Annotated in this window: 17 protein-coding genes; 8 read left to right on the forward strand and 9 right to left on the reverse strand. The window is 72.3% G+C overall.

The window, feature by feature from the left end:
- Nucleotides 1-22 precede the first annotated feature (22 nt).
- From ACH443_RS00525 to ACH443_RS00535, 3 genes are all read right to left on the reverse strand, one after another.
- Entirely contained in the window at nucleotides 23-649 is a 627-nt protein-coding gene (locus ACH443_RS00525) for a superoxide dismutase (protein ID WP_430589448.1), read from the reverse strand.
- Nucleotides 650-751: 102 nt separating this feature from the next.
- The gene (locus ACH443_RS00530; protein WP_430557804.1) at nucleotides 752-2,074 is read right to left on the reverse strand and encodes an enolase C-terminal domain-like protein; all 1,323 of its coding nucleotides are present in this window, start codon (nucleotides 2,072-2,074) and stop codon (nucleotides 752-754) included.
- Nucleotides 2,075-2,198: 124 nt separating this feature from the next.
- Nucleotides 2,199-3,197: a LacI family DNA-binding transcriptional regulator gene (locus tag ACH443_RS00535; RefSeq protein ID WP_429765649.1), complete on the reverse strand. Its 999-nt coding sequence runs from the start codon at nucleotides 3,195-3,197 to the stop codon at nucleotides 2,199-2,201.
- A gap of 121 nt (nucleotides 3,198-3,318) precedes the next feature.
- Between ACH443_RS00535 and ACH443_RS00540 the strand changes: the two genes are divergently transcribed.
- The 5 genes from ACH443_RS00540 (at nucleotide 3,319) to ACH443_RS00560 (ending at nucleotide 9,290) form a co-directional block, all read left to right on the forward strand.
- On the forward strand, nucleotides 3,319-4,275 hold the full coding sequence (locus tag ACH443_RS00540) for a glycoside hydrolase family 43 protein (RefSeq protein WP_430589178.1): 957 nt from the start codon (nucleotides 3,319-3,321) through the stop codon (nucleotides 4,273-4,275).
- Between the two features lie 69 nt (nucleotides 4,276-4,344).
- Nucleotides 4,345-5,553, forward strand: coding sequence for an endo-1,4-beta-xylanase (locus ACH443_RS00545; RefSeq protein WP_430589179.1), 1,209 nt, complete (start codon nucleotides 4,345-4,347; stop codon nucleotides 5,551-5,553).
- Nucleotides 5,554-5,685: 132 nt separating this feature from the next.
- Nucleotides 5,686-7,353, forward strand: a complete 1,668-nt coding sequence (locus ACH443_RS00550) for an extracellular solute-binding protein (RefSeq protein WP_430589180.1) — start codon at nucleotides 5,686-5,688, stop codon at nucleotides 7,351-7,353.
- Nucleotides 7,354-7,356: 3 nt separating this feature from the next.
- Nucleotides 7,357-8,361, forward strand: coding sequence for an ABC transporter permease (locus ACH443_RS00555; protein ID WP_429765656.1), 1,005 nt, complete (start codon nucleotides 7,357-7,359; stop codon nucleotides 8,359-8,361).
- Nucleotides 8,361-9,290, forward strand: a complete 930-nt coding sequence (locus ACH443_RS00560) for a carbohydrate ABC transporter permease (RefSeq protein ID WP_430589181.1) — start codon at nucleotides 8,361-8,363, stop codon at nucleotides 9,288-9,290. The genes ACH443_RS00555 and ACH443_RS00560 overlap by 1 nt, the downstream gene beginning before the upstream one ends.
- On the opposite strand, the gene ACH443_RS00565 is transcribed toward ACH443_RS00560, so the two are convergent.
- The 4 genes from ACH443_RS00565 to ACH443_RS00580 all read right to left on the reverse strand — a co-directional run bounded on the left by ACH443_RS00565 (nucleotide 9,230) and on the right by ACH443_RS00580 (nucleotide 15,472).
- Nucleotides 9,230-9,799: a hypothetical protein gene (locus ACH443_RS00565; protein ID WP_430589182.1), complete on the reverse strand. Its 570-nt coding sequence runs from the start codon at nucleotides 9,797-9,799 to the stop codon at nucleotides 9,230-9,232. The two genes, ACH443_RS00560 and ACH443_RS00565, sit on opposite strands and share 61 nt — an antisense overlap.
- Nucleotides 9,799-10,449: a TetR/AcrR family transcriptional regulator gene (locus ACH443_RS00570; protein ID WP_430557810.1), complete on the reverse strand. Its 651-nt coding sequence runs from the start codon at nucleotides 10,447-10,449 to the stop codon at nucleotides 9,799-9,801. Before ACH443_RS00570 ends, ACH443_RS00565 begins: the two co-directional genes overlap by 1 nt.
- A gap of 52 nt (nucleotides 10,450-10,501) precedes the next feature.
- Complete coding sequence (gene zapE / locus ACH443_RS00575; RefSeq protein WP_430589183.1) at nucleotides 10,502-11,554, reverse strand: cell division protein ZapE; 1,053 nt, start codon at nucleotides 11,552-11,554, stop codon at nucleotides 10,502-10,504.
- Nucleotides 11,555-11,659: 105 nt separating this feature from the next.
- Nucleotides 11,660-15,472: an Ig-like domain-containing protein gene (locus tag ACH443_RS00580; protein ID WP_429765665.1), complete on the reverse strand. Its 3,813-nt coding sequence runs from the start codon at nucleotides 15,470-15,472 to the stop codon at nucleotides 11,660-11,662.
- Nucleotides 15,473-15,644: 172 nt separating this feature from the next.
- On the opposite strand from ACH443_RS00580, the gene ACH443_RS00585 reads away from it, so the two are divergent.
- Complete coding sequence (locus tag ACH443_RS00585) at nucleotides 15,645-16,301, forward strand: SGNH/GDSL hydrolase family protein (protein ID WP_429765666.1); 657 nt, start codon at nucleotides 15,645-15,647, stop codon at nucleotides 16,299-16,301.
- Nucleotides 16,298-16,993, forward strand: coding sequence for a GntR family transcriptional regulator (locus ACH443_RS00590; RefSeq protein WP_430589184.1), 696 nt, complete (start codon nucleotides 16,298-16,300; stop codon nucleotides 16,991-16,993). Before ACH443_RS00585 ends, ACH443_RS00590 begins: the two co-directional genes overlap by 4 nt.
- Before the next feature lie 35 nt (nucleotides 16,994-17,028).
- Here the strand turns inward: ACH443_RS00590 and ACH443_RS00595 are convergent, their stop codons facing one another.
- The gene (locus ACH443_RS00595; protein WP_430589185.1) at nucleotides 17,029-17,676 is read right to left on the reverse strand and encodes a response regulator; all 648 of its coding nucleotides are present in this window, start codon (nucleotides 17,674-17,676) and stop codon (nucleotides 17,029-17,031) included.
- A complete protein-coding gene (locus ACH443_RS00600; protein WP_430589186.1) occupies nucleotides 17,673-18,761 on the reverse strand; it encodes a sensor histidine kinase in 1,089 nt (362 codons plus the stop codon). The genes ACH443_RS00595 and ACH443_RS00600 overlap by 4 nt, the downstream gene beginning before the upstream one ends.
- Before the next feature lie 183 nt (nucleotides 18,762-18,944).
- Between ACH443_RS00600 and ACH443_RS00605 the strand changes: the two genes are divergently transcribed.
- On the forward strand, nucleotides 18,945-21,263 hold the full coding sequence (locus ACH443_RS00605; protein WP_430589187.1) for a hypothetical protein: 2,319 nt from the start codon (nucleotides 18,945-18,947) through the stop codon (nucleotides 21,261-21,263).
- Nucleotides 21,264-21,295 lie beyond the last annotated feature (32 nt).

Consider the following 21,295-nt stretch of genomic DNA (forward strand, 5'->3'; position numbering starts at 1 on the left):
CCCGCTCACAGCGCGGGGGTCGTCAGGCGGGGACGATGAGCCCGGCGGTCTGGGTGCGGGCGCGCTGGAGGCGGGCGGCGACGTCCTGCCAGTTCGCGATGTTCCAGACGGCCTTGACGTAGTCGGCCTTGACGTTGAGGTAGTCGAGGTAGAAGGCGTGCTCCCACATGTCCAGCATGAACAGCGGGGTGATGCCGACGGGGACGTTGGCCTGCTGGTCGAAGAGCTGGAAGATGGCGAGGCGCTGGCTGATGGAGTCCCAGCCGAGCACGGCCCAGCCGGAGCCCTGGATGCCGGTGGCGACGGCGGCGAACTGGGCCTGGAACTTGTCGAAGGAGCCGAAGGCGTCCTTGACGGCCTCGGCGAGCTCGCCCTCGGGCTGGCCGCCGCCCTCGGGGGAGAGGTTGTTCCAGAAGACGGTGTGGTTGGTGTGGCCGCCGAGGTTGAACGCGAGGTTCTTCTCGTGCAGGTTCACCGCGGCGTTGTCGCCGGACTCGCGGGCCTCGGCGAGCTTCTCCAGGGCGGTGTTGGCGCCGGTGACGTAGGCCGCGTGGTGCTTGTCGTGGTGCAGCTCCATGATCTTGCCGCTGATGTGCGGCTCGAGGGCGCTGTAGTCGTACGGCAGGTCGGGCAGGGTGTAGACGGGCATCTCGTCCCCTTCGTCGTCGCGGATCTCGTTGCTGGTCACGCTACGACCTGAACCCTTGTTGAGGTCAACGTGTTCCGGGCAACGTGTCCCAGGTCACCACGGTCACGACGTCCACGCAGCGCCGCCGGGGAAGCGGAACTCCGCCACGGACTCCGGGCGCATCTGGGTGGAGTAGCCGGGCGCGGTCGGCACGACGTACGACACGCCCTCGCCGAGGTCCTCCACCAGGCACGGGTCGGTGAAGTGCTCGTGCAGGTGGTCGACGAACTCGGTGATGCGCCCGTCCAGCGACCCCGACACGGCGACGTAGTCGAGCACGGACACGTGCTGCACCATCTCGCACAGGCCGACGCCGCCGGCGTGCGGGCAGACGGGCACGCCGAACTTCGCGGCGAGCAGCAGCACCGCGACGATCTCGTTGATGCTGGCGAGGCGGCCCGTGTCGAGCTGGCAGTAGTCGGTGGCCCGCGCCTGGAAGAGCTGCTTGAACATCACGCGGTTGTGGCAGTGCTCGCCCGTCGCGACGCGCACCGGGGCGACGCCCTCGCGCACGGCGGCGTGGCCGAGGACGTCGTCGGGCGACGTGGGCTCCTCGATCCACAGCGGGTCGAACCGCTGCAGGGCGCGGACCCACTCGATGGCCTCGGGCACGTCCCACACCTGGTTGGCGTCGATCATCAGCGTGAGGTCCGGGCCGAGCTCCTCGCGCGCGATGCCGAGGCGGCGGACGTCGTCCTCGAGCCGCGCCCCGACCTTGAGCTTCACGTGCCGGTAGCCGGCGTCCACGGCCTCCCGGGTGAGGCGGCGCAGCTTGGCGTCGTCGTACCCGAGCCAGCCGGCCGACGTCGTGTACGCGGGGTAGCCGCGGCGCTCCAGGTGCGCGATGCGCTCGGCCTTGCCGGGCTCGGCGGCGCGCAGGATCTCCAGCGCCTCGTCGCGGGTGAGGGCGTCCGAGAGGTAGCGCAGGTCCGCGACGTCGACGAGCTGCTCGGGCGTCATGTCCGCGAGCAGCCGCCACACCGGCTTGCCGGCGCGGCGCCCGGCCAGGTCCCACGCCGCGTTGAGGACGGCGGCCAGCGACAGGTGCACGACGCCCTTCTCCGGCCCGAGCCAGCGCAGCTGGCTGTCGGCGGTGAGGTCGCGGTACGTGCCGCCCAGGTCGCCGACGACGTCGTCGACGTCCCGCCCCACCAGCCGCTCGGCCTGGTGCCGGGCCGCCAGGGCGACGACGTCCGTGCCGCGCCCGATGGTGAACGTCAGGCCGTGGCCGGCCAGCGGCTCGCCCGCGGGGTCGGTGCCGTCGGTGCGCAGGACGACGTAGACGGCCGAGTAGTCGGCGTCGGCGTTCATGGCGTCCGACCCGTCGGCCGTGCGGGAGGTGGGGAAGCGGACGTCGGTGATCTCGACGTCGGTGATGGTGGGCATGCGCACCTCTTCGTGGCGACGGACAGAAAGATCGGATGACTGAGAGTCAACCTAGCGGTAACACGGGGGCACGGCAACGAGCACGCGGTACCTCACGGGGCAAGAGATCCGAGGATTGAGGGCGTCAGGCGCGGGTCGAGCCGCGCTCGACCAGGTGGACGGGGACGGTCACGTGCTCGTGCGGACCGTCCCCGCCGGCCATCCGCTGCTCGAGGAGCCGCACGGCCGTGGCCGCCACGACGTCGTAGCCGGGGTCGACCGACGTGATCCCCGGCGGGACGAAGCGCGAGACCCCGAGGTTGTCGAAGCCCACCAGCTGGACGTCGTGGGGGACCCGCACGCCTCGCTCGGCGAGCGCGGCCACCGCCCCGAACGCCACGGTGTCGTTGACGGCGAAGAGGCCGTCGAACGGCATGCCGTCGTCGAGCAGCCGGGTGACGGCGTCGTACGCGGCCTCGGACGTGAAGTCCGGCACCGGCGTGACCAGGCGCTCGTCCGCGACGAGCCCGGCCGCGCGGTGCGCCTCGGCCCATCCCGCGTGCCGGTCCGACTCCATGCCGACCGACGCCTCGGCCGAGGCGCCGAGGGCGAGCACCCGCCGCGCCCCGCGTTCGAGCAGGTGCGCCGTCGCCAGGCGGGCGCCCTCGACGTTGGCGAGGCGGACGTGGTCGAACTGCGGGGGCACCTCCCGCTCGCCCAGGAGGACGATCGGGGTGGACGTCGGGACCCGGTCGAGCTCGTCGCTGTGCAGGCCGGCCACCGAGAGGAGGACGCCGTCGTACATCCGCAGCCGCGGCATGCTCAGCGACTCCATCTCGCTGCGCGCGTCCGCGCTGGTGCGCTCGACCACGAGGTGGCGGCCGCCGGCCTCGACCAGGGGGGCGATCCGGTCCGCGACCTCGCCGAAGTAGTCGTGGAAGCTGGGCACGATGAGGGCCACCGTGTCCGTGCGGCCGGCGCGCAGGTGCCGGGCGGTGAGGTTCACCTCGTACCCCAGCGACTCGACCGCCGCAAGCACCCGGTCGCGGGTGGGCTCGCCCACGCGCTTGTTGCCCGTGAGCACGTTCGAGACGGTCATCATCGACACGCCCGCCTCCCGCGCGACGTCGCTCATCGTGACCATGCGCCACCTCCCGGGGTGATCCTGCCAGGCCGTGCGCGGCGGCGTCGTGCCGGCCTTGACGACGCGATTCCGCCATGTCAGGGTCGGTCCGGATTAACGATAAACCGGGAAGGGCTCGACGATGCGCTCCGACGATCCGTACGGCTATCTCCTCGTGCACTTCGTGGAGGACCCGGCGGGCCACGGGGAGCGCGTCCACTTCAGCCTCAGCGAGGGTGACGACCCGCTGCGATGGCGTCCGCTCCACGGCGGCGCGCCGGTCCTCGAGACCACCGCCGGCACCACCGGCGTCCGCGACCCGCACGTCGCGCGCCGGCCCGACGGCAAGGGCTTCCACCTCGTCGCCACCGACCTGCGGGTGTGGCGTCCCGCCGGTCCGGACTGGCACGAGTACGCCCGCCGCGGCAGCCGGGACGTCGTCGTCTGGGACTCGCCGGACCTCCTGACGTGGTCGGAGCCGCGCCACGTGACCGTCGCGCCGCCGCACGCGGGCATGGCCTGGGCGCCGGAGGTGTTCCACGACGCGGACACCGGCGTCCTCGTGCTGCACTTCGCGGCGGCCCTCTACGCCCCCGACGACCCGCGGCACGAGGGGCCCTGCGTACCGCGGATCATGACCGCCACCACCCGCGACCTCCGCACGTTCGCCCCCGCCGAGACGTACCTCGAGCTGCCCGGAGGGGTGATCGACATGACGGCGGTGGCCGTCGGCGACGAGGTGCACCGGTTCGCGAAGCAGGACGACGGCGCGCCGGGGTCGTGGCAGGTCTTCCACCAGGTGGGGTCGTCGTTCTTCGACCCCGCCTTCCGGACGCTCGCGACCGGGCTGGGCCAGGGGTTCGGCCCCGCGGTCGAGGGTCCGCTCGTCTTCCCGACGCACGACGGGAGCCGGTGGTACCTGTGGGTGGACCAGTACGGCCGCCCGCCGCAGGGGTACAGGGCGCTGACCACCACCGACATCTCGTCCGGACGGTGGGATCCCGTGCCGGAGGACGAGCTGCACCTGCCCCCGCACACCAAGCACGGCGCCGTGCTCCCGCTCCGGCGCGGCGAATGGAATGGCCTTGCCCGGCTCTGACCAGGACGACGCACGACGAAGGAGACACATGAGAAGAACGCTCGTGCCGTTCACGCCGGAGGCTGCGGCGTGACCGGCCTCGACCACCGCCGCACCCGGAGCGTCGTCACGCTCACGGACGAGGAGGGCCGCCCCCTCGCGCACGAGGACGTCACGGTGCGCCAGGTGCGCCACGCGTTCGAGTTCGGCTGTGCGGCCTTCGAGGTGGCGGGCGCGGACGCCGGCTACCAGGACCTCTGGCTGGGGCTGTTCGACACGGCGACCCTGCCCGTGTACTGGGGGCGCTACGAGCCGCGGCGCGGGGAGACGGCCCTCGCCGACCTCACCGAGGTGGCGCGCTGGTTCGCCGACCGGGAGGTGCGCCTCAAGGGGCACCCGCTGGTGTGGCACACGGTCAAGGCCCCGTGGGTCGACCGCCTGCCGCTGGACGACGCGGAGCGGCTGCTGCGCGAGCGCGTGCGCCGGGAGGTGCGCGACCTCGCCGGTCTGATCGACACGTGGGACGCCATCAACGAGGTGGTGATCATGCCCCGGTTCACGAACGAGCCCGACGGCGTCCCCAACGCGATCAGTCGTCTGTGCGCACGACTCGGCCGGGTCGAGATGGTGCGGCTGGCGGTCGACGAGGCGCGCGGCCCGGGCACGTCGCCGCGTCTGCTGATCAACGACTTCGACCTGGGGCCCGAGTACGAGCGGCTGATCGAGGAGCTGCTCGAGGCGGGCGTGCGGGTCGACGCGATCGGGCTGCAGTCGCACATGCACCAGGGCTTCCGCGGCGCCGACCGGCTGCTCGAGGTCTGCGACCGGTTCGCCCGCTTCGGGCTGCCGCTCCACTGGACCGAGACGACGCTCGTCTCGGGCGACCTCATGCCGGCCGACGTCGAGGACCTCAACGACCACCAGGTCGCCCGGTGGCCGTCCACGCCCGAGGGCGAGGCTCGCCAGGCGGCCGATGTGGTGGCGCACTACTCGGCGCTCGTCTCCCACCCGGCCGTCGAGTCCATCACGTACTGGGGTCTCGGCGACGCCGGGGCGTGGCTCGGTGCCCCGGCGGGGCTCGTGCGGGCGGACGGCACGCCCAAGCCGTCCTACGACGCCCTGCGGTCCCTGGTCCGCGACGTGTGGTGGACAGGCCCGACGCCGGGCCGCACGGACGCGGCAGGGCGGATCGAGGTGGAGGGCTTCGCCGGCAGGTACGAGGCGCGCTGCGGCGCGTCGTCGGCGACGGTCGACCTGGCGGCGGGAGAGTGCGCCGTCGAGCTGCGCCTCGCACCCTGATCCACCGGAGGGACGGGGGTTGACGGGCCCGGAGGCGGGCTCTAGTTTAACGCTAAAATCGCAGACGGACCGGGCAGTCGGACGGTCGGTCGGCTCGGGCGACGTGGCCCGGGGTTCTCGAAGGGGAGACACATGATGGGTGATCTGACACCGCGGGCGCGCCGCCCGTGGCGGGCCGTCCCGGCAGCCGTCGCGGCGTCGTCGCTGCTGCTCCTCGCCGCGTGCAGCGGCGAGTCGGAGGAGGGCGGCGCGGGCCTGGACAACACCGAGGCGTCGATGACCGACTTCGCCGCCGACCAGCAGTTCAAGGCGACCGAGCCCGTCGACTTCTCGATCCTGTGGACCGACTGGCCGGAGCTGCCGATCAAGGACTCGTGGCAGCTCTTCGACGAGATCGAGAAGCGGACCAACGTCACGCTCCAGCCGACCAACATCCCGTTCAGCGACGCCACGGAGAAGCGCAGCCTGCTCATCAGTGCCGGCGACGCCCCCCAGATCATCCCGCTCGTCTACACGGGCGAGGACGCGCCCTTCGTCTCGTCGGGCGCGGTGCTCCCGATGAGCGACTACGTCGACCTCATGCCGAACTTCCAGAAGTACGTCGAGGAGTGGGACCTCGGCGACATGATCGACAACCTCCGCCAGGACGACGGGAAGTACTACATGGTTCCCGGGCTGCAGGAGGTGTCCGTCCCGGTGTTCTCGATGATCATCCGCAAGGACGTCTTCGACGAGGTCGGCGCCGAAGTGCCGGAGACCTGGGACGAGCTGCGCGTCGCCCTCGAGAAGATCAAGGCGAAGCACCCCGACTCCAAGCCGCTCGCCGACGGGTTCGAGGGGCAGTCGATGCTCAACTACGCGGCGCACGCCTACGGCACGGTCGCCGGGTGGGGCTTCGGCAACGGCACGTTCTGGGACGAGGGGGCCGGCGAGTTCACCTACGCGGCGACGTCCGACGGGTACAAGGAGATGGTCGAGTACTTCCACGGGCTCGTCGAGGACGGGCTGCTCGACCCGGAGACCCTGACCACGACCAGCGACGGCAGCGTGAACGAGCTCTCCGAGAAGGTGGCGAACAGCGCGGTGTACGCGGCCTCCGGCGCCTCCGGCACCGTGGCGGAGTTCCAGCTCGCCCTCCAGGAGGCCGATCCGGACGCCGAGTTCGAGCTCGTGCAGATCGCCCCGCCCGGCGGCCCCGCGGGCCAGGTCGTGGAGCCCCGCAACTTCTGGCACGGGTTCATGCTCAGCGCCGAGGCCAAGGACGACCCGCACTTCGTCGCCCTGGTCCAGTTCCTCGACTGGCTGTACTACAGCCCCGACGCGCGCGAGATGCTGCGCTGGGGCGTCGAGGGCGAGACGTACACGAAGGACGCCGACGGCACGATCACCATCGACCCGGACTACTCGCTCGACGCGTACAACATCAACCCCGACGCGAAGACCGACCTCGCGAAGGACCTCGGCTTCTCCACCTTCCTCGCGGAGTCCACCGAGTCGCGCGCCCTGAAGGAGTCCTACAACTCCGACCAGTTCGTCGAGTACATGGACCGCGTCCTGGAGAGCAGGACCCCGCGCGACCCGTTCCCGGCGGCGCCGCTGGACGACGCCGAGCTGGAGCAGGCGTCCCTGCTCGCCACCCCGCTCAAGGACACGGTGGACACGAACACGCTGAAGTTCATCCTCGGCGACCGTCCGCTGGCGGAGTGGGACGACTACGTCACCGAGCTCGAGGGGCAGAACCTGCAGGGCTACCTCGACCTGATCAACGGCGCGCAGCAGCGCTTCGCCGAGAAGAACTGATCCATGAGCACGACCTCGGACCGGCAGCTGTCGGCCCCGGCGCCGGTTCTCGACGGGCCCACGCCCCGCCCCCCGCGGGCGGACGTGGGCCGGTCGAGGCCGGCCCGCCGATCGTGGCGGCTGAGCCTGCGCCGCGACTGGCAGCTGTACGCCCTCGCCGTCCTGCCCGTGGCGTTCCTGCTGGTCTTCCGCTACGTGCCGATGCTGGGGAACGTCATCGCGTTCCGGCAGTTCCGCCCCGGCGGCAGCATCTTCGGCGAGCGGTGGGTGGGCCTGCGGTACGTGGAGATGTTCATCCACGACCCGACGTTCTGGAAGGTCTTCAGCAACACGGTGATCCTCGGCGGGCTCACGCTCCTCGTCTGCTTCCCGCTGCCGATCGTGCTGGCGCTCCTGCTCAACGAGGTGCGCAAGAAGGCCTTCAAGCGCACCATCCAGTCGATCTCCTACCTGCCGCACTTCCTGTCGCTGGTGATCGTGGCGGGCATGGTCATGCAGCTGCTGTCGCTGCAGGGCACCGTCAACCAGATCATCGAGGGACTCGGCGGCGAGGCCGTCCCGTTCCTGCAGCGGGCGGAGTGGTTCCGCACGATCTACGTGGGGTCGGAGGTCTGGCAGACCGTCGGCTGGGGCACGATCCTCTATCTCGCCGCCCTCACCACCGTGGACGCGTCGCTGTACGAGGCGGCGCGCATCGACGGCGCGAACCGGTGGCAGCAGACGTGGCACGTGACGATCCCCGGGATCCGGCCCACGATGATCACGCTGCTGATCCTCAACATCGGCACGTTCCTCAACGTGGGGTTCGAGAAGGTCCTGCTGCTCTACAACCCGCTCACGTACTCCACGGCGGACGTCATCTCGACGTACCTCTACCGGGTCGGCCTGGTGTCCAACAACCTCAGCTACGCGGCCGCCATCGGGCTCTTCCAGGCGTGCATCGGGCTGGTCATGGTGCTGAGCGCCAACTTCATCTCGCGACGAGTGGTGGGAGCAAGCCTGTGGTGATGCAGCGCGCGACGTCGTCCCCGAGCGTGCGGTCCGCCGGCACGCCCGTCGGGGCGCGGGACACCCGGGGGTACCGGGCGTTCACGGTGTTCAACACGGTGGCGCTGGTGGTGGTGTCCCTGTTCATGCTCTACCCGTTCGTCACCGTGTTCGCGCAGTCGTTCAGCAGCCCCGGCGCGATCAAGGCCGGGATGGTGAGCTTCTGGCCGGTCGGGTTCAACCTGGACACCTACCGCGCCATGGCGCAGGACGGGCTGTTCTGGAGCAGCTACCGCAACACCCTCGTCTACACGCTCGTCGGCACCACCATCGCGATGGTCCTGACCACGACGTTCGCGTTCGTCATCTCCAAGCGGCACCTGCGCGGTCGCGGGGTCCTCATCGGCGTCGCCGTGTTCACGATGTTCTTCAACGGCGGGCTGGTTCCCAACTACGTGCTGATCTCGTCGCTCGGGCTGAAGAACACGATGTGGGCGGTGGTGCTCCCTGGCGCCGTCTCCGTCTTCAACCTGCTGGTCATGAAGTCGTTCTTCGAGAACCTCCCGCAGGAGCTGGAGGAGGCGGCGCAGATCGACGGGCTGGGGTGGTTCGGGATCTTCGGCCGCATCGTGCTGCCGCTGTCGAAGGCCGTGCTCGCCACGATGGTGCTGTTCTACTCGGTCGCGTACTGGAACGACTGGTTCTCGGCCTTCCTGTACCTCGACAAGAACGAGCTCTTCCCCGTCACGCTGTTCATGCGGAACCTCATCGCGGGGGCGTCGTCGTCGGCGTCCGAGGGCGCCGCCGCCGTCGGCGCGACCACCCAGGCCGTCTCGGCCAACATCCAGGCGGTCACGATGATCCTCACGATCATCCCCATCGTGTGCGTCTACCCGTTCGTGCAGCGGTTCTTCGTGTCCGGCGTCATGCTCGGCTCGGTCAAGGGCTGAGGGCGGCGGGCGCGTGCGCGGCTGATCGCGTGGACGACGACGAGGTTCTGCACCAGCAGCGAGAGCCCCAGCGCCAGCAGGATGCTCCCCTCCGTGACGGCCGGGGACGCGCCGGCCCCCGCGCCCGCGTCGGCGAGCTCGAAGCGCAGCGCCACGGACACCGCCCAGAGCGCGACGGTCACCCCGGTGTAGCGGAACCGGACCGACCCGGTCGGGCCTGTGGTGACCTCGACGGTGGCCCCGCGGGCCACGCCGAGGCCCACCGTGAGGACGACGTCGACGGCCAGGACCGCGATCGTGGCGATCGCGCCCCCGGGCGACGGCAGCGCGAGCCACGGCACCAGCAGGAACGCGCCGACGAGCATGACGGCGACCGGGACGATCAACAGGCGCCCGGTCCGCACGGGTCGGGGGCGCAGGCGGAGGAGGACGATCGCCGTCAGGGTCACCAGGCCGACGAGGACCTGGGGCGGCACCGTGTCCAGCACGGAGCCCAGCGTGCTGTCCATCAGGCGGCCTCCTCGCCGACGAGGTACGCCGCCACCGCGGCCGAGAGCGCGGTCCGGAACGCGGTGGCGTGCTCGGGGTCGCCCGGGTCGTGACCGAGCGCCGACTGCCAGGACCGCCCGCCCAGCGCGTAGCCGTACGCGCCGGACATCCCGAGGAGCAGCACCGCCTCGATCCGGTCGCGCGACGGGACCCGGTCCGCGGGCAGCGCCGCGCGCAGGCCCGCCTCCATCACGTCCGCGATGCCGGCGAGCCCGTCGGTCGCGAGCGCGCCGTGCTCGGGGTGCAGGGCCGACCATGCCCACAGCCGCAGGTACCGCTCGTCGTCGAGCGTCGCGAACACGACGTCGAGCATCCGGGTGGCGTACGGGACGCCGGCGTCGTCCGCGACCCGGGCGCGGACGCGCTCGCGGTGGCGTGCGTCCTCTGCGCGCAGCACCTCGCGGACCAGGCCGCGGTGGGTGCCGAAGTAGTGGCTGACCAGGCCTCGGGTCACGCCGACCGCGGCGGCGACCTGGGCGATGGTGACGGCGTCGGGACCGTGCTCGGCCACCAGCGCGGTCGCGGCGTCGAGGATCTCCTGGCGGGAGCGCTCTGGGCTGAGCCGGCGGCGTCTGCCGCGGTGGCCTGCGACGACGTTATTGGCGGTCATGCCAATAATCTAGCGCAGAGGACGTCGCGAGGGGAGAGCGGGCTCGCGGGCGTCAGACCCGGGGGAGGGCCGCGAGGCGGCTGGCGATCCGGTCGCGGTCGCGGACCTCGGCGTCCAGGACGTCGTCGGGCGCGCTCTCGGCGAGCATGACCAGCCGCACGTCGCGGTCCCACGCCACGTCCACGAGGTTCGCGAACCGCTGCGCCCCGTCCGGCGTCGTCGCCGAGAGCCGGGGCACCCGCCACACGACGAGGGTGCCGAACCGGTCCACGAGGTCGAGGACGTCGCCGACGGACGTGGGCGCCTCGCACAGCTCGCCGAAGTCCAGGTGCACCACGCCCTCGGGGGTGCCGGGGCCGGCCGCGGCGAGGGCGCGCAGCGTCGTCGCGGGGAGCCGCACCAGGAAGCGGTCGCCCGGGTCCGGGGTGGCCAGGCCGAGGGAGGCGACCTGCGCGGCGCTGCCCGGCACGGCCCACGCCCCGGCGCGCCAGCCCGAGCGGTCGACGAGGTCGCTGCGGCGGCGGTAGTCCTCGCCGTGCGCCACCTCGACCACGTCGCAGCACTCGACGATCGACCGCACCAGCGGGAGCACCAGGTGGTGGTGGTGCGGGCTGGGCAGCAGTCCGTCCGGCGGGTAGTTCGACGTGGCGAGCAGCGGGATGCCGCGCCCGACGGCCTCGCGGACCAGCCGCGCCAGGATCATCGCGTCGCCGGGGTCATGGGCGTGCAGCTCGTCGAGGAACAGCACCCGCGTGCCGTCGAGCAGGCTCGCGAGCGCGCGCGGCAGGGCACCGGGGCTCCCCGACTCGCGGGCGACGGCTGCGTGCAGCCGGCGGGCGGCCTCGAAGGCGTGCACCCGCAGGACGCCGTCGTCCGGCAGGGCGGCCAGGAGGGCGTCGACGAGGAAGGTCTTCCCGCGGCCCACCGGTCCGTACAGGTAGACGCCCCGGCCCCGGCGGCGGGCCGAGACGCGGGCCCCGGCGGCGGCGAGTGCGTCCGCGGCGGCGCGCTGGCCGTCGTCGAGCGTCGAGCCGAGCGCGTGCGTGGCGTCGTCGAGCGCCGCCCGCACGCGCCGCGTCTCCCGGGACGTCGCTCTCGACCGCACGGTCAGGACCCTAGGGGACGGGAGGAGGAGTTCCCTTCGAGCACGGGATCCGTATCGCCAACCGGGCGAATGGCGACACGGATCCCGTGCTCGAAGGCGACTCGGTCAGCTCGCGGGCGCGATGCTCATCTCTCCCGCGGGGCCCTGGCGGTAGGCCGTGAAGTACCCGTCCGTGGCGAGCGGGTTGTCGGCCGCGTCGTCCAGGTAGCTCCAGACCGGCTCGCCGTCCACGCGCAGCACGACGCGGGTGCCGCCCTCGACGTCGACGGCGCCGAACGTGACCTCGTGGGTCGAGTTCGGCTCGATCACCGTGTTGGGGAACGTGTCGACCATGAAGACGGCGGGGCTCCACTTCTGCATCTCGATGACGTCCTCCTTGATCACCACGAGGTAGCCCGAGCTGCTGTTGGTCCACACCGGGTCGCCGGCGGTCTTCGACCGGACGGAGAACCCGAACCAGCCGCCGTTGAAGGCACCGACCGAGGTGTCGAACCGGAGCAGCTCGTCGCCGAACTGCCGGGGCTTGAAGCTCCACGCGCCGCGCGGGGCCAGGTGGGCCGCGCCGTCGGCCACCGTGATCCCCTCGCCCGGCGTCCAGGCCGCGGGGTCGAGGATCTCGGCGCCGAGCGACGACACGGGGTGGTCGGCCGCCTGCACCGTCACGGTGGACGACGCCGCGAGGCCGGCCACCACGGTCGACGTCGCCGTGATCGTGGCCGTGCCGGCGGCGACGCCGCGGACGACGCCCTTCGCGTCCACGGTCGCGACGGACTCGTCGCTCGAGGTCCACCCGAGCCCGGTGCGCGTGGCGTCCGCGGGGGTGAACGACGGCGCGAGCGGGTGCGTCTCGCCCGGCTCGATCGTCGCCTCGGACGGCGCCAGGGTGAGCCCGTCGGGGTCGACGCCCACGAGCGAGAACCGCACGTCGTCGAAGTCCAGCGACGCGAAGCCCTGCACGTAGAAGCCGACCTTGCCGGCCCCGTCGGGCGCCGGGTTGGCGCCCGCCACGACCTCCTCGCCGTCGAGCAGCACGCGCACGCCGCCGGCCGTCACCACGACGCGGACGTCGTACTGGGTGGAGGGCTCGAGCCCCTCGCCCGCGGGCAGCGTCACCTCCTTCACCGTGCCCCACGCGGAGTCGAAGATCGTCCACGTCGAGCCGGCCGCCGCGTGGCGGTAGCGGACGTACCCGCCCGGCGTGCTGCCGGTGCGGTCGTAGACGAGCATCTGCCCGCCCTCGGGCACCTCTGCCGGCGTCGTCACCGTGAAGTCGAGCGCGTACTCCGTGAAGGAGCGGTCGAGCTGGGAGTTGGCGCCGTTCTTGATCCGGTAGACGTGGTCGCCCGTGCCGTCGTCGACGATCGCGCGGTTCGGGTCGGTGGCCCAGCCGTTGCCGCCCGTCTCGAAGTCCGTGGAGTGCAGCACGCCGTCGCCGGCCGCCACGGTCACGGTCATCTCGTCACGGATGCTCGCGTCGGCCTTCGCCTCCGCGGTCACCGTCACCTCGCCGGGCGCGACGGCGGTGAGGATCCCCGCGGCGCTGACGGTCGCGACCTCCGGGTCGCTCGAGGTGTAGGTGACGGCCTGCTGGGTGGCGTTCCACGGCACCGCCTGCGCGGCCACCGACACCTCGTCGCCGAGCGTCACCGCCAGCTGGTCCGCGGGCAGCTGGAGCGACTCCAGGGCCACGGTGTCCGGCGTCTGCGACTGGCCGACGTGCCCGTCCGTGCCGATCTCGTCGAACGGGATCGCCTCGAAGCCGGGGATCTGGTCGAAGACGGCGGCGTCGTCGCGCAGCGTGTAGTCGCCGTTCGCCGCGTCGACGAAGCCCGGGTCGGCGTCCGCCACCCAGTTGGCGTCGTCGCCGGTCCCGTAGTCGAGGAGGTCCTTCGTGTCGAGCGCGCCCTCGGCGTTGACGTCGGGGTTGCGCGTGCGGTCGGGGTTCCACACGACGTTCCTCGCGAACGTGGAGTTGTTCGGGAAGTAGTGGTTGTCCTCGAAGAAGTGGCCCAGCTCGGGGTACTTCTCCAGGTACGGCGTGCCGACGAAGTCCTTGTTGTCGGCGAACACCTTCTTCCACTTCGGCATGTACACGCGGTCGACGGTGTTGCCCTCCCCGTCGCCCATCCACTGCGTGTAGTTGTCGTAGGGCACGGTCGTGTCGACGAACACGTTGTTCGTGGCGTCGATGTAGTCGGCCGAGCCGGACTTGATCGCGTCGTTGCCCATGTCCACGAAGACGTTCTGGCTGATCTCCAGGTCCCACGTGAAGTTGTCGGCATAGATGCCCTCGACGCCGTGCTTGGTGAGGCCGACGTCGTGGAAGTAGTTCTGCCGGAACACGTGCCCGCGCTGCTGCGGCGTCTCGCCGGAGTTCATGTAGATCGCGCCGAGGTCCTGGAACGTCTTGCAGACGTCGTAGACCTCGTTCTGCTCGAACAGGTGATCGTTGCCGTGCACGATGACGCCCGGGTGCGGCGCGTCGTTGATCTCGTTGCCGCGCGCGACGTTCCCGACGCCGTCGAACATCACGCCCGGGTTGTACGCCTTGTGGTAGTACGCGAAGTCATGGATGTGCGAGTCCTCGACGCGGTTGCGGCCGGGCTCCAGGGTCGTCTTGTCCCCGCCCTGCAGCACGACGCCGACGCCGCCGACGTGCCGGATGTCGCTGGAGACGACGGCGTGGTCGCGCCCGCCCCGGTTCACCGGGATGCCGTCGTAGGTGTACCGGCCCGGTGAGTTGATGGACACGCCGCCGTCGGAGAAGTTCTGCACGTCGCTGTGCGAGATCGTCACGTGGCTGCCGCCGAGGATGACGGCGCCCAGGGCCCGTCCGTACTCGAGGACCAGGTCGTCGAACGTCACGTACGACGCGCCGTCCGTGCGGATCATCGGCTCGTCCAGCGTCGTGACGACGGGCGCCCCGCGCTCGGCCAGGAACGACGCGTTCGGCACCAGGTAGAGCATCCCGGTGTCGCGGTCGATGTAGTACTCGCCCGGCGCGTCGAGCTCTTCGAGCAGGTTCTGCGCGAAGTGGAAGTCGGGGTACCAGGTCTTCATCAGCCCCGACATCTCGCCGTAGCGCAGCGTGATGGTGCGCGCGTCGGTGTCGATCGTCTCGATCTTGTTGTACGACCACTCCCAGCTCTGGCCGAAGATGCCGTCCATCCAGACGTCCTTCGCCTCGCCCCAGTACTGCGGGCGGTCGTAGGAGTAGCTGAACGTGCCGCCGCGCTCCTGCAGGTCGGCGTCGTCCTTGGTGGGGCCGGGGTCGACGATCTTGTTCATCTGGACGGTGTCCTTCGCGGCGCCGGCGTTGGGCCAGCGCGCGAGGGTCATGTCCTCGCCGTCCACGTACAGCTCCATCGGCGGCGTCGTGCTGACGTCGTTGGCCTTCCAGTAGCCGTGCCGGCTGAGCTGGCCGTAGTCGTCGATGCCGAGCTCGCGCAGGTCGATCTGGAGGACGTCGTCGCGCGCGGACGTCTCGATGATCCGGTCGAGCACGGCCTGGTCGGTGACGGGGGAGAAGCCGTCGTAGGGCAGCTCCTTGCCGCCCGAGATCGTCGCGGTCTCACCCGGGTAGGAGGCGTAGGTGATGGGGGCGTCCGCGGTGCCGGAGTCCTCCGGTCCGAGGAGGAACGACTCCGAGCGCTCGTACGTGCCCTCGCGGAGGTACACGGTGACGCCCTTCTTGCGCTGTCCCTTCGACAGCTCGCGGATCGCGTCGCGCGCGCCCTCGAGGCTCGCCAGGGGACGCTTCTGGGATCCCTTCGCGCCGTCGTTCCCGTCGGGGGAGACGTAGAGGACGACGCCGGCCTTGTGGGCGCCGGCGGGCGGGGGTGGTGCGGCGTGGGCCGCCGTCTGCGTCCCTGCGAGGAGCAGGGACGTCAGCAGCAGTGCTGACAGTGGTCGCTTCATTGCGAGTGCTCCGACCTCTCGTGTGGTCACGGGGTTCTCGGGGCGACGCGGGTGCGGCGCGCCCGGATCGTCAAGCACCCGCAGGTTACATTAATCGATAATCGCTGACAATGCGGCGACGGGCGCCCCGACCCGCTACGGTCGGACCCGTCCGCCACTCGAAGGAGAGCTCATGACCAGCAGTGCAGCCCCCGATCGACTCGTGTTCGTCGGGGACTCCATCACCGACGCGGGCCGCGACCGCGCGGACGAGGCGTCGCTCGGCGACGGCTACGTCTCGCTCGTCGCGGCGGACCTGCCCGACGCCGTCGTGCTCAACCTCGGCATCGGCGGCAACCGCGCCGTCGACCTCGAGGAGCGGTGGGAGCGCGACGTCGCGGCGACCGCGCCCGACGTCCTCACGGTGTACGTGGGCGTCAACGACACGTGGCGCCGCTTCGACTCCGACGACGCGACGAGCGCCGAGGCGTTCGAGGCCACCTACCGGCGCCTGCTGGCGCGCGTGCCGGGCAGCCCGCGGCTCGTGCTCGTCGAGCCGTTCCTGCTGCCCGTGCGCGACGAGCAGCACGGCTGGCTCGAGGACCTCGACGGCAAGCGGGACGTCGTCGCGCGGCTGGCCGCCGAGACCGGGGCCGCGCTGGTGCCGCTGCACGCCCTGCTGACCCGCGCCGCCCAGGACGCCGGCGCCGCGGCGCTCGCCCCCGACGGCGTGCACCCGACGCCGCCGGCGTCCCGGATGATCGCGGACGCCTGGCTGGCGGCGTACGCTGACGACCAACAAACGATTGTCGATAACGACCCGAGGAACGACGTGAGGCTGCACGGATGACGGACGCGCTCAGCTCGATCAGCGGCCTGGAGCGGGGGCTCCTGTCGGACCAGATCTACGACCTCGTGAAGTCGATGATCAAGACGTCGCAGCTCGCCCCGGGGGAGCAGCTCGTCGAGTCGCAGCTCGCCCGCCGCCTCCAGGTCAGCCAGGCGCCCGTGCGCGACGCGCTCAAGCGCCTCGCCCACGAGGGCCTGGTGACGCACGTGCGCCACCAGGGCAACTTCGTGGCGCAGTACTCCGACGAGGAGGCGCAGCAGGCCAAGCAGGCGCGCGTCGCCGTCGAGGCCCTGGCCGGCCGGCTCGCGTGCGGGCAGCTCGCGCCCGAGACGCGCTCCAGCCTCGAGAAGGTCATCGACGAGATGCACGGCGCCGTCGACGCGGCCGACCTGCCCGCCTTCCGCGAGCTCGACTTCGGCTTCCACCGCGCCGTCATCGAGGCCAGCGGCAACACCTACCTGCCGCGCATGTGGGACATCATCGAGCCCAGCCTCCGGTCCATGCACCTGCTCGGCGACCCCGAGTTCACGGGCGACTGGCACCAGGTCGCGGACTGGCACCGCAGCCTGCTCGACGTGCTCGACGACGGAGACGCCGACGCCGCGTCCGCGCTCTTCGAGGCGCACGCCGCCGGCACGCTGCTGGACGGTGTCGCCGACGAGGAGGCCGCCGCCGAGGACGGCGCGCGCTGACGCTCGGGTCGTCCCCGTAGCGCGACGGGAGCGCGCTACGGGTGCGTGGCTTCGTGGGCGAGGATCGCGGTCTGGGTGCGGTTGGTGGTCCCGAGCTTGCCCATCGCGCTCGCGAGGTAGGCCTTGACCGTCGACTCGGCGAGGTAGAGCCGCGCGGCGATCCCGGCGTTCGACAGGCCGTCGGCGAGCGCCGCCACCACCTCGCGCTCCTGGGGAGCCAGCGCGGCGAGGCGGCGGCGGGCGTCGGCGTGGCGGCCCTCGGCGTCGTCTCCCGCGGCGGTCAGCAGGTGGCGCGCCACGCGCGGCGAGAGGATGGCGTCGCCCGCCACTGCGGCCCGGATACCCTGGTGCAGCTCCTCAGGGGTCGAGTCCTTGAGCAGGTACCCGGACGCCCCGGCGCGCAGGGCGGGCAGCACGTAGTCGTCGGTCAGGTGGCTCGTGAGCACCACCACCGCCGTCTCCGGGTGCTCGCGGTGGACGGCGATCGTGGCGTCCAGGCCGTCCATCACCGGCATCTGCATGTCGAGGAGCAGTGCGTCCGGGCCATGCTCCCGCACGAGCCGGACCGCCTCCGTGCCGTCCCCCGCCTGGCCGACCACCTCGAGGTCGGGCGCCGTTTCCACGAGCCGGACGATCCCGGCGCGCAGCAGCGCCTCGTCGTCAGCGACCACCACCCGGATCATGCGGACTCCCTCGGTAGGACGGCACGGAGCCGGAAACCCCCGTCGGCTGTCGGCCCGGCGTCCAGCGTGCCGCCCAGCAGCTCCACGCGCTCGCGCAGGCCCGTGAGGCCGAAGCCGCCGGTGGTCAGCCCGGTCGGCGGGCGCGACGGCGCCTCGTTCCGCACGGAGACCCGCAGCTCGCGGTCCCCGTCGTCGAGCGCGACCACCGTGGCGGCCCCGGGCGCGTGCCGCACCGCGTTGGTCAGGCCCTCGCCGACAACCCGCAGCACCGTGCGGTCGACGACGTCGGGCGGCGCATGCGCGGCGACCGCGCCGACGACCCGCACCGGCTGGCCGGCCCTCCGCGCCTCGGCGACCCGCGCCACCAGCTCGGCCGCGCCGTCGGGCCCCATGCCCGGGGCGGCGGGCCCGCCCTCCTGTGCGGTGAGGGCGCGCAGCACCGTGCGCATCTCGGCTAGGGCGTCGCGGCAGCTCGTGCCGATCTCCTGCGCCGCGCTGCGGACCCCGTCGTCCGCGCTGGTGGTCCGGAGCACCTCCGCCTCGACGACGGCGTAGCTCATCCGGTGGGACACGACGTCGTGCAGGTCCCTCGCGAGCGCGGCGCGCTCCGCCGCCCGCGCCTCGGCCTCCCCACGGGCCGCCCGGGCGGCGTCGGCGTCCTGCTGCACGCGTTGGAGGCTGCCCGCGGCGTACGCGAAGAGAAGGATGACGATCCCTCCCCACAGTGCGCTCGGCCCCGTGGTCTCCGAGGTGAGCAGCCAGGTGGGCCAGGTGACGGTGACCGCGGCGAGCATCGCGCCCACGCTGACGCGGGGGGACGCGACGTACAGCCCGGTGGCGTGGGCGGCGGCCAGCGTGGCGATCACGGGGGAGACGACGCTGGCCGCGACACAGCCGACGAGGACGAGGAGGGGGTGGCGCGACCGCGCCAGGAGCAGGGCCGCCGCGCCGACCTGGGTGGCCACCTCGGCCGCCGGGGGCGCCCAGCCGACGCCGGAACGGCTGCGCAGCAGCACCAGGAGCACGCCGCCCGCGGCGCAGACGGAGGCGACGAGCACGTCGATCCGCGTCGGGGTCGGGCCCACCACCTCAGCGTAGCCATCGGGCCCGCGACGGCGACCGGACCGGCGGCCGCGCGGGGCGCCCGGGCGTACCCGCAGATACCGACGTTCGGCGGTACCGGAAGCCATCGTTCGGGCGTGCCTGGGGCCCCCTCCCCGGCGGGACGGTAGAGGCATCAGGAAGCCCGACGACATCGAGGAACGATCATGAAGGTCCGCCGCACCGCCACCGTCTCCGCCGTCTCCGCCGCCCTCGCGCTGGGCGCGCCGCTCGCTGCCTTCGCCGGGGAGGGGGACGCCGCGTCCGGCGGCCAGCCCGAGCCCGCGGCTCCCACGGCGTCGTCGGAGGCCGCCGGGGACACCGACGACACCGAGAAGCCGGACGCCGCCGAGGCGCCCGCCGCGACCACCGAGCCCGGGAGTGAGATGGCTCCCGCCGAGGCCCCCGCGGAGCCGGTGGACCCCGTGGTGGCCCCGGCCCCCGCCGAGGACACCGAGGCCCCGGCCCCCGCCGAGGACACCGAGGACGCGGCCCCCGCCGAGGACACCGAGGACGCGACCCCTCCCGAGGACCCCACCCCCGCAGATGACCCCGCTCCGGCGGACGACGCGGCCCCCGTCGATGACCCCGCTCCGGCGGACGACGCGGCCCCCGTCGAGGATGCTCCCGCCGAGGCGGAGCCCACCGGCACCGCGGACGCGGGCCAGGGGGCCGCCACGGCCTCCCGCGTGGCCGCCCCGGCCCCGTCGGCGCCGCTGCTCGGCGCCACGTCCGCCGCCTACCCGGACCCCGCCTACCAGCCGCACTGGCACGACGGCGGCCAGGACGGCTTCAGCTGCGACTACTGGTACTTCCTGGACCCCGCCGAGGGCGGCTCCGGCAAGGACTGGAGCGGCTGGAACGGCCAGCCGCAGCTGCACATCCTCCACCACACCCTGGTGGACGACGACGGCACGGTCCACATGGTCTACGACCGCGACATCGCCGGCTCCTGGTACCACGCGTGGTCGGGCGACGAGAGCGTGACACCCGACGCCGACGGCATCCACTGGGAGAACACGTCCGCGCAGCAGACCGTGCTGGTCAACGGGTACAAGGGCGGCAACGACATGGCCACCCGCGTGGCCGACGCCGAGCGCCTGTTCGAGCGGGCCGGGGTTACGGTGACGCCCGGCACGCCGTGGGAGACGTTCCGCAGCTGGTACTCGGCGTGGATCGACGACGGCACCTACACCGAGGCCCAGGTGCGCGAGTGGTGGCAGCAGCAGTCGGACGCCGAGCGCGACCGGGTCATGGACTACACCGCCTACGAGGCCACCCAGTTCGCCGTCTGGTACTTCAGCACGGGTCACGACGTCATGGGCCTGCTGTTCGACGTCGACGCGGATCACCACGTCACGGTGTCGGAGAAGGCGCTGGCGCAGTTCGAGGCCTCGGACGAGGACTGGACACGCAACTGGGAGGACGCCCACAACAGCGACCGCAGGGCGACGCTGCAGACCGCGGCCTGGCTCATCGAGAAGGGGCTGACGAGCAACGCCGTCATGCCGCAGCCGGGTTTCACGAGCAACGGCTACGTGCACAACGCCGACGGGACGACGGACTACGGGTTCACCGCCTCGCTGGTCGGGGGGAGCGGCGACGTCCACGTCGAGCTCCGCACGGCGGACGGAGCGCCCGTGCCCGAGGGCGTCGTGCTGGTGGACGCGGGCGGCCGCGTGATCGACACGGTGAAGCCGGGGCAGAGGGTGTTCGTGCGCGTGCCCGCCGGGACGAAGGTGGCCGACCTGCCCTCGTTCCAGCTCTGGGGCTCGGCCGAGGGCACCGAGCAGGGCAGCCCGCACTTCTACACCGGGTGGGACCACAACAACCACGGCGAGGGGACGATCGACCCCGAGACGGGTCAGTGGTCGCCGGCGCAGTTCCAGCACTGGTTCATCGGCCTGGGCGAGCTCGACCGCCCGTCGACGGCTTGGGACTGGATCGGCGTGACGCTGGCGGACGAGCCGGAGGACCCGACGGACCCCACGGACCCGACGGACCCCACGGACCCGACGGACCCGACGGACCCGACGGACCCCACGGACCCCACGGACCCCACGGACCCCACGGACCCCACGGACCCCACGGACCCCACGGACCCCACGGACCCCACGGACCCCACGGACCCGACGGACCCCACGGACCCCACGGACCCCACGGACCCGACCGGGCCGACCGGGCCGACCGACCCGGTGGATGACGGCGGCACCTCGGATCGGACGTCCGCGCCGACCGCGCCGGTGTACGTCTCCCACGAGGGCACGATCGTCGCCGCGGCGGACGCCGCGGACCCGGCCAACCTCGGTGGCGCGGACTCGCGGCATGCCGCGCAGGCCGCCGTCGCGGCGCCCGGGCGGCTGGCCCAGACGGGCAGCGACCCGGCCCTGCTCGCCGCGAGCGCGCTCATCGTGCTCACGGGCACCGGGCTGGTGCTGGCCGGCCGCCGCCGGCACGGGGGCGCGCAGGACGCGCCCGCCGAGTGAGCTGTCGCGCCGTCCGAGCGTCGAGGGACAGG

This window comes from Isoptericola sp. NPDC019571 (genome assembly GCF_044389385.1).
GTDB lineage: Bacteria > Actinomycetota > Actinomycetes > Actinomycetales > Cellulomonadaceae > Isoptericola > Isoptericola nanjingensis.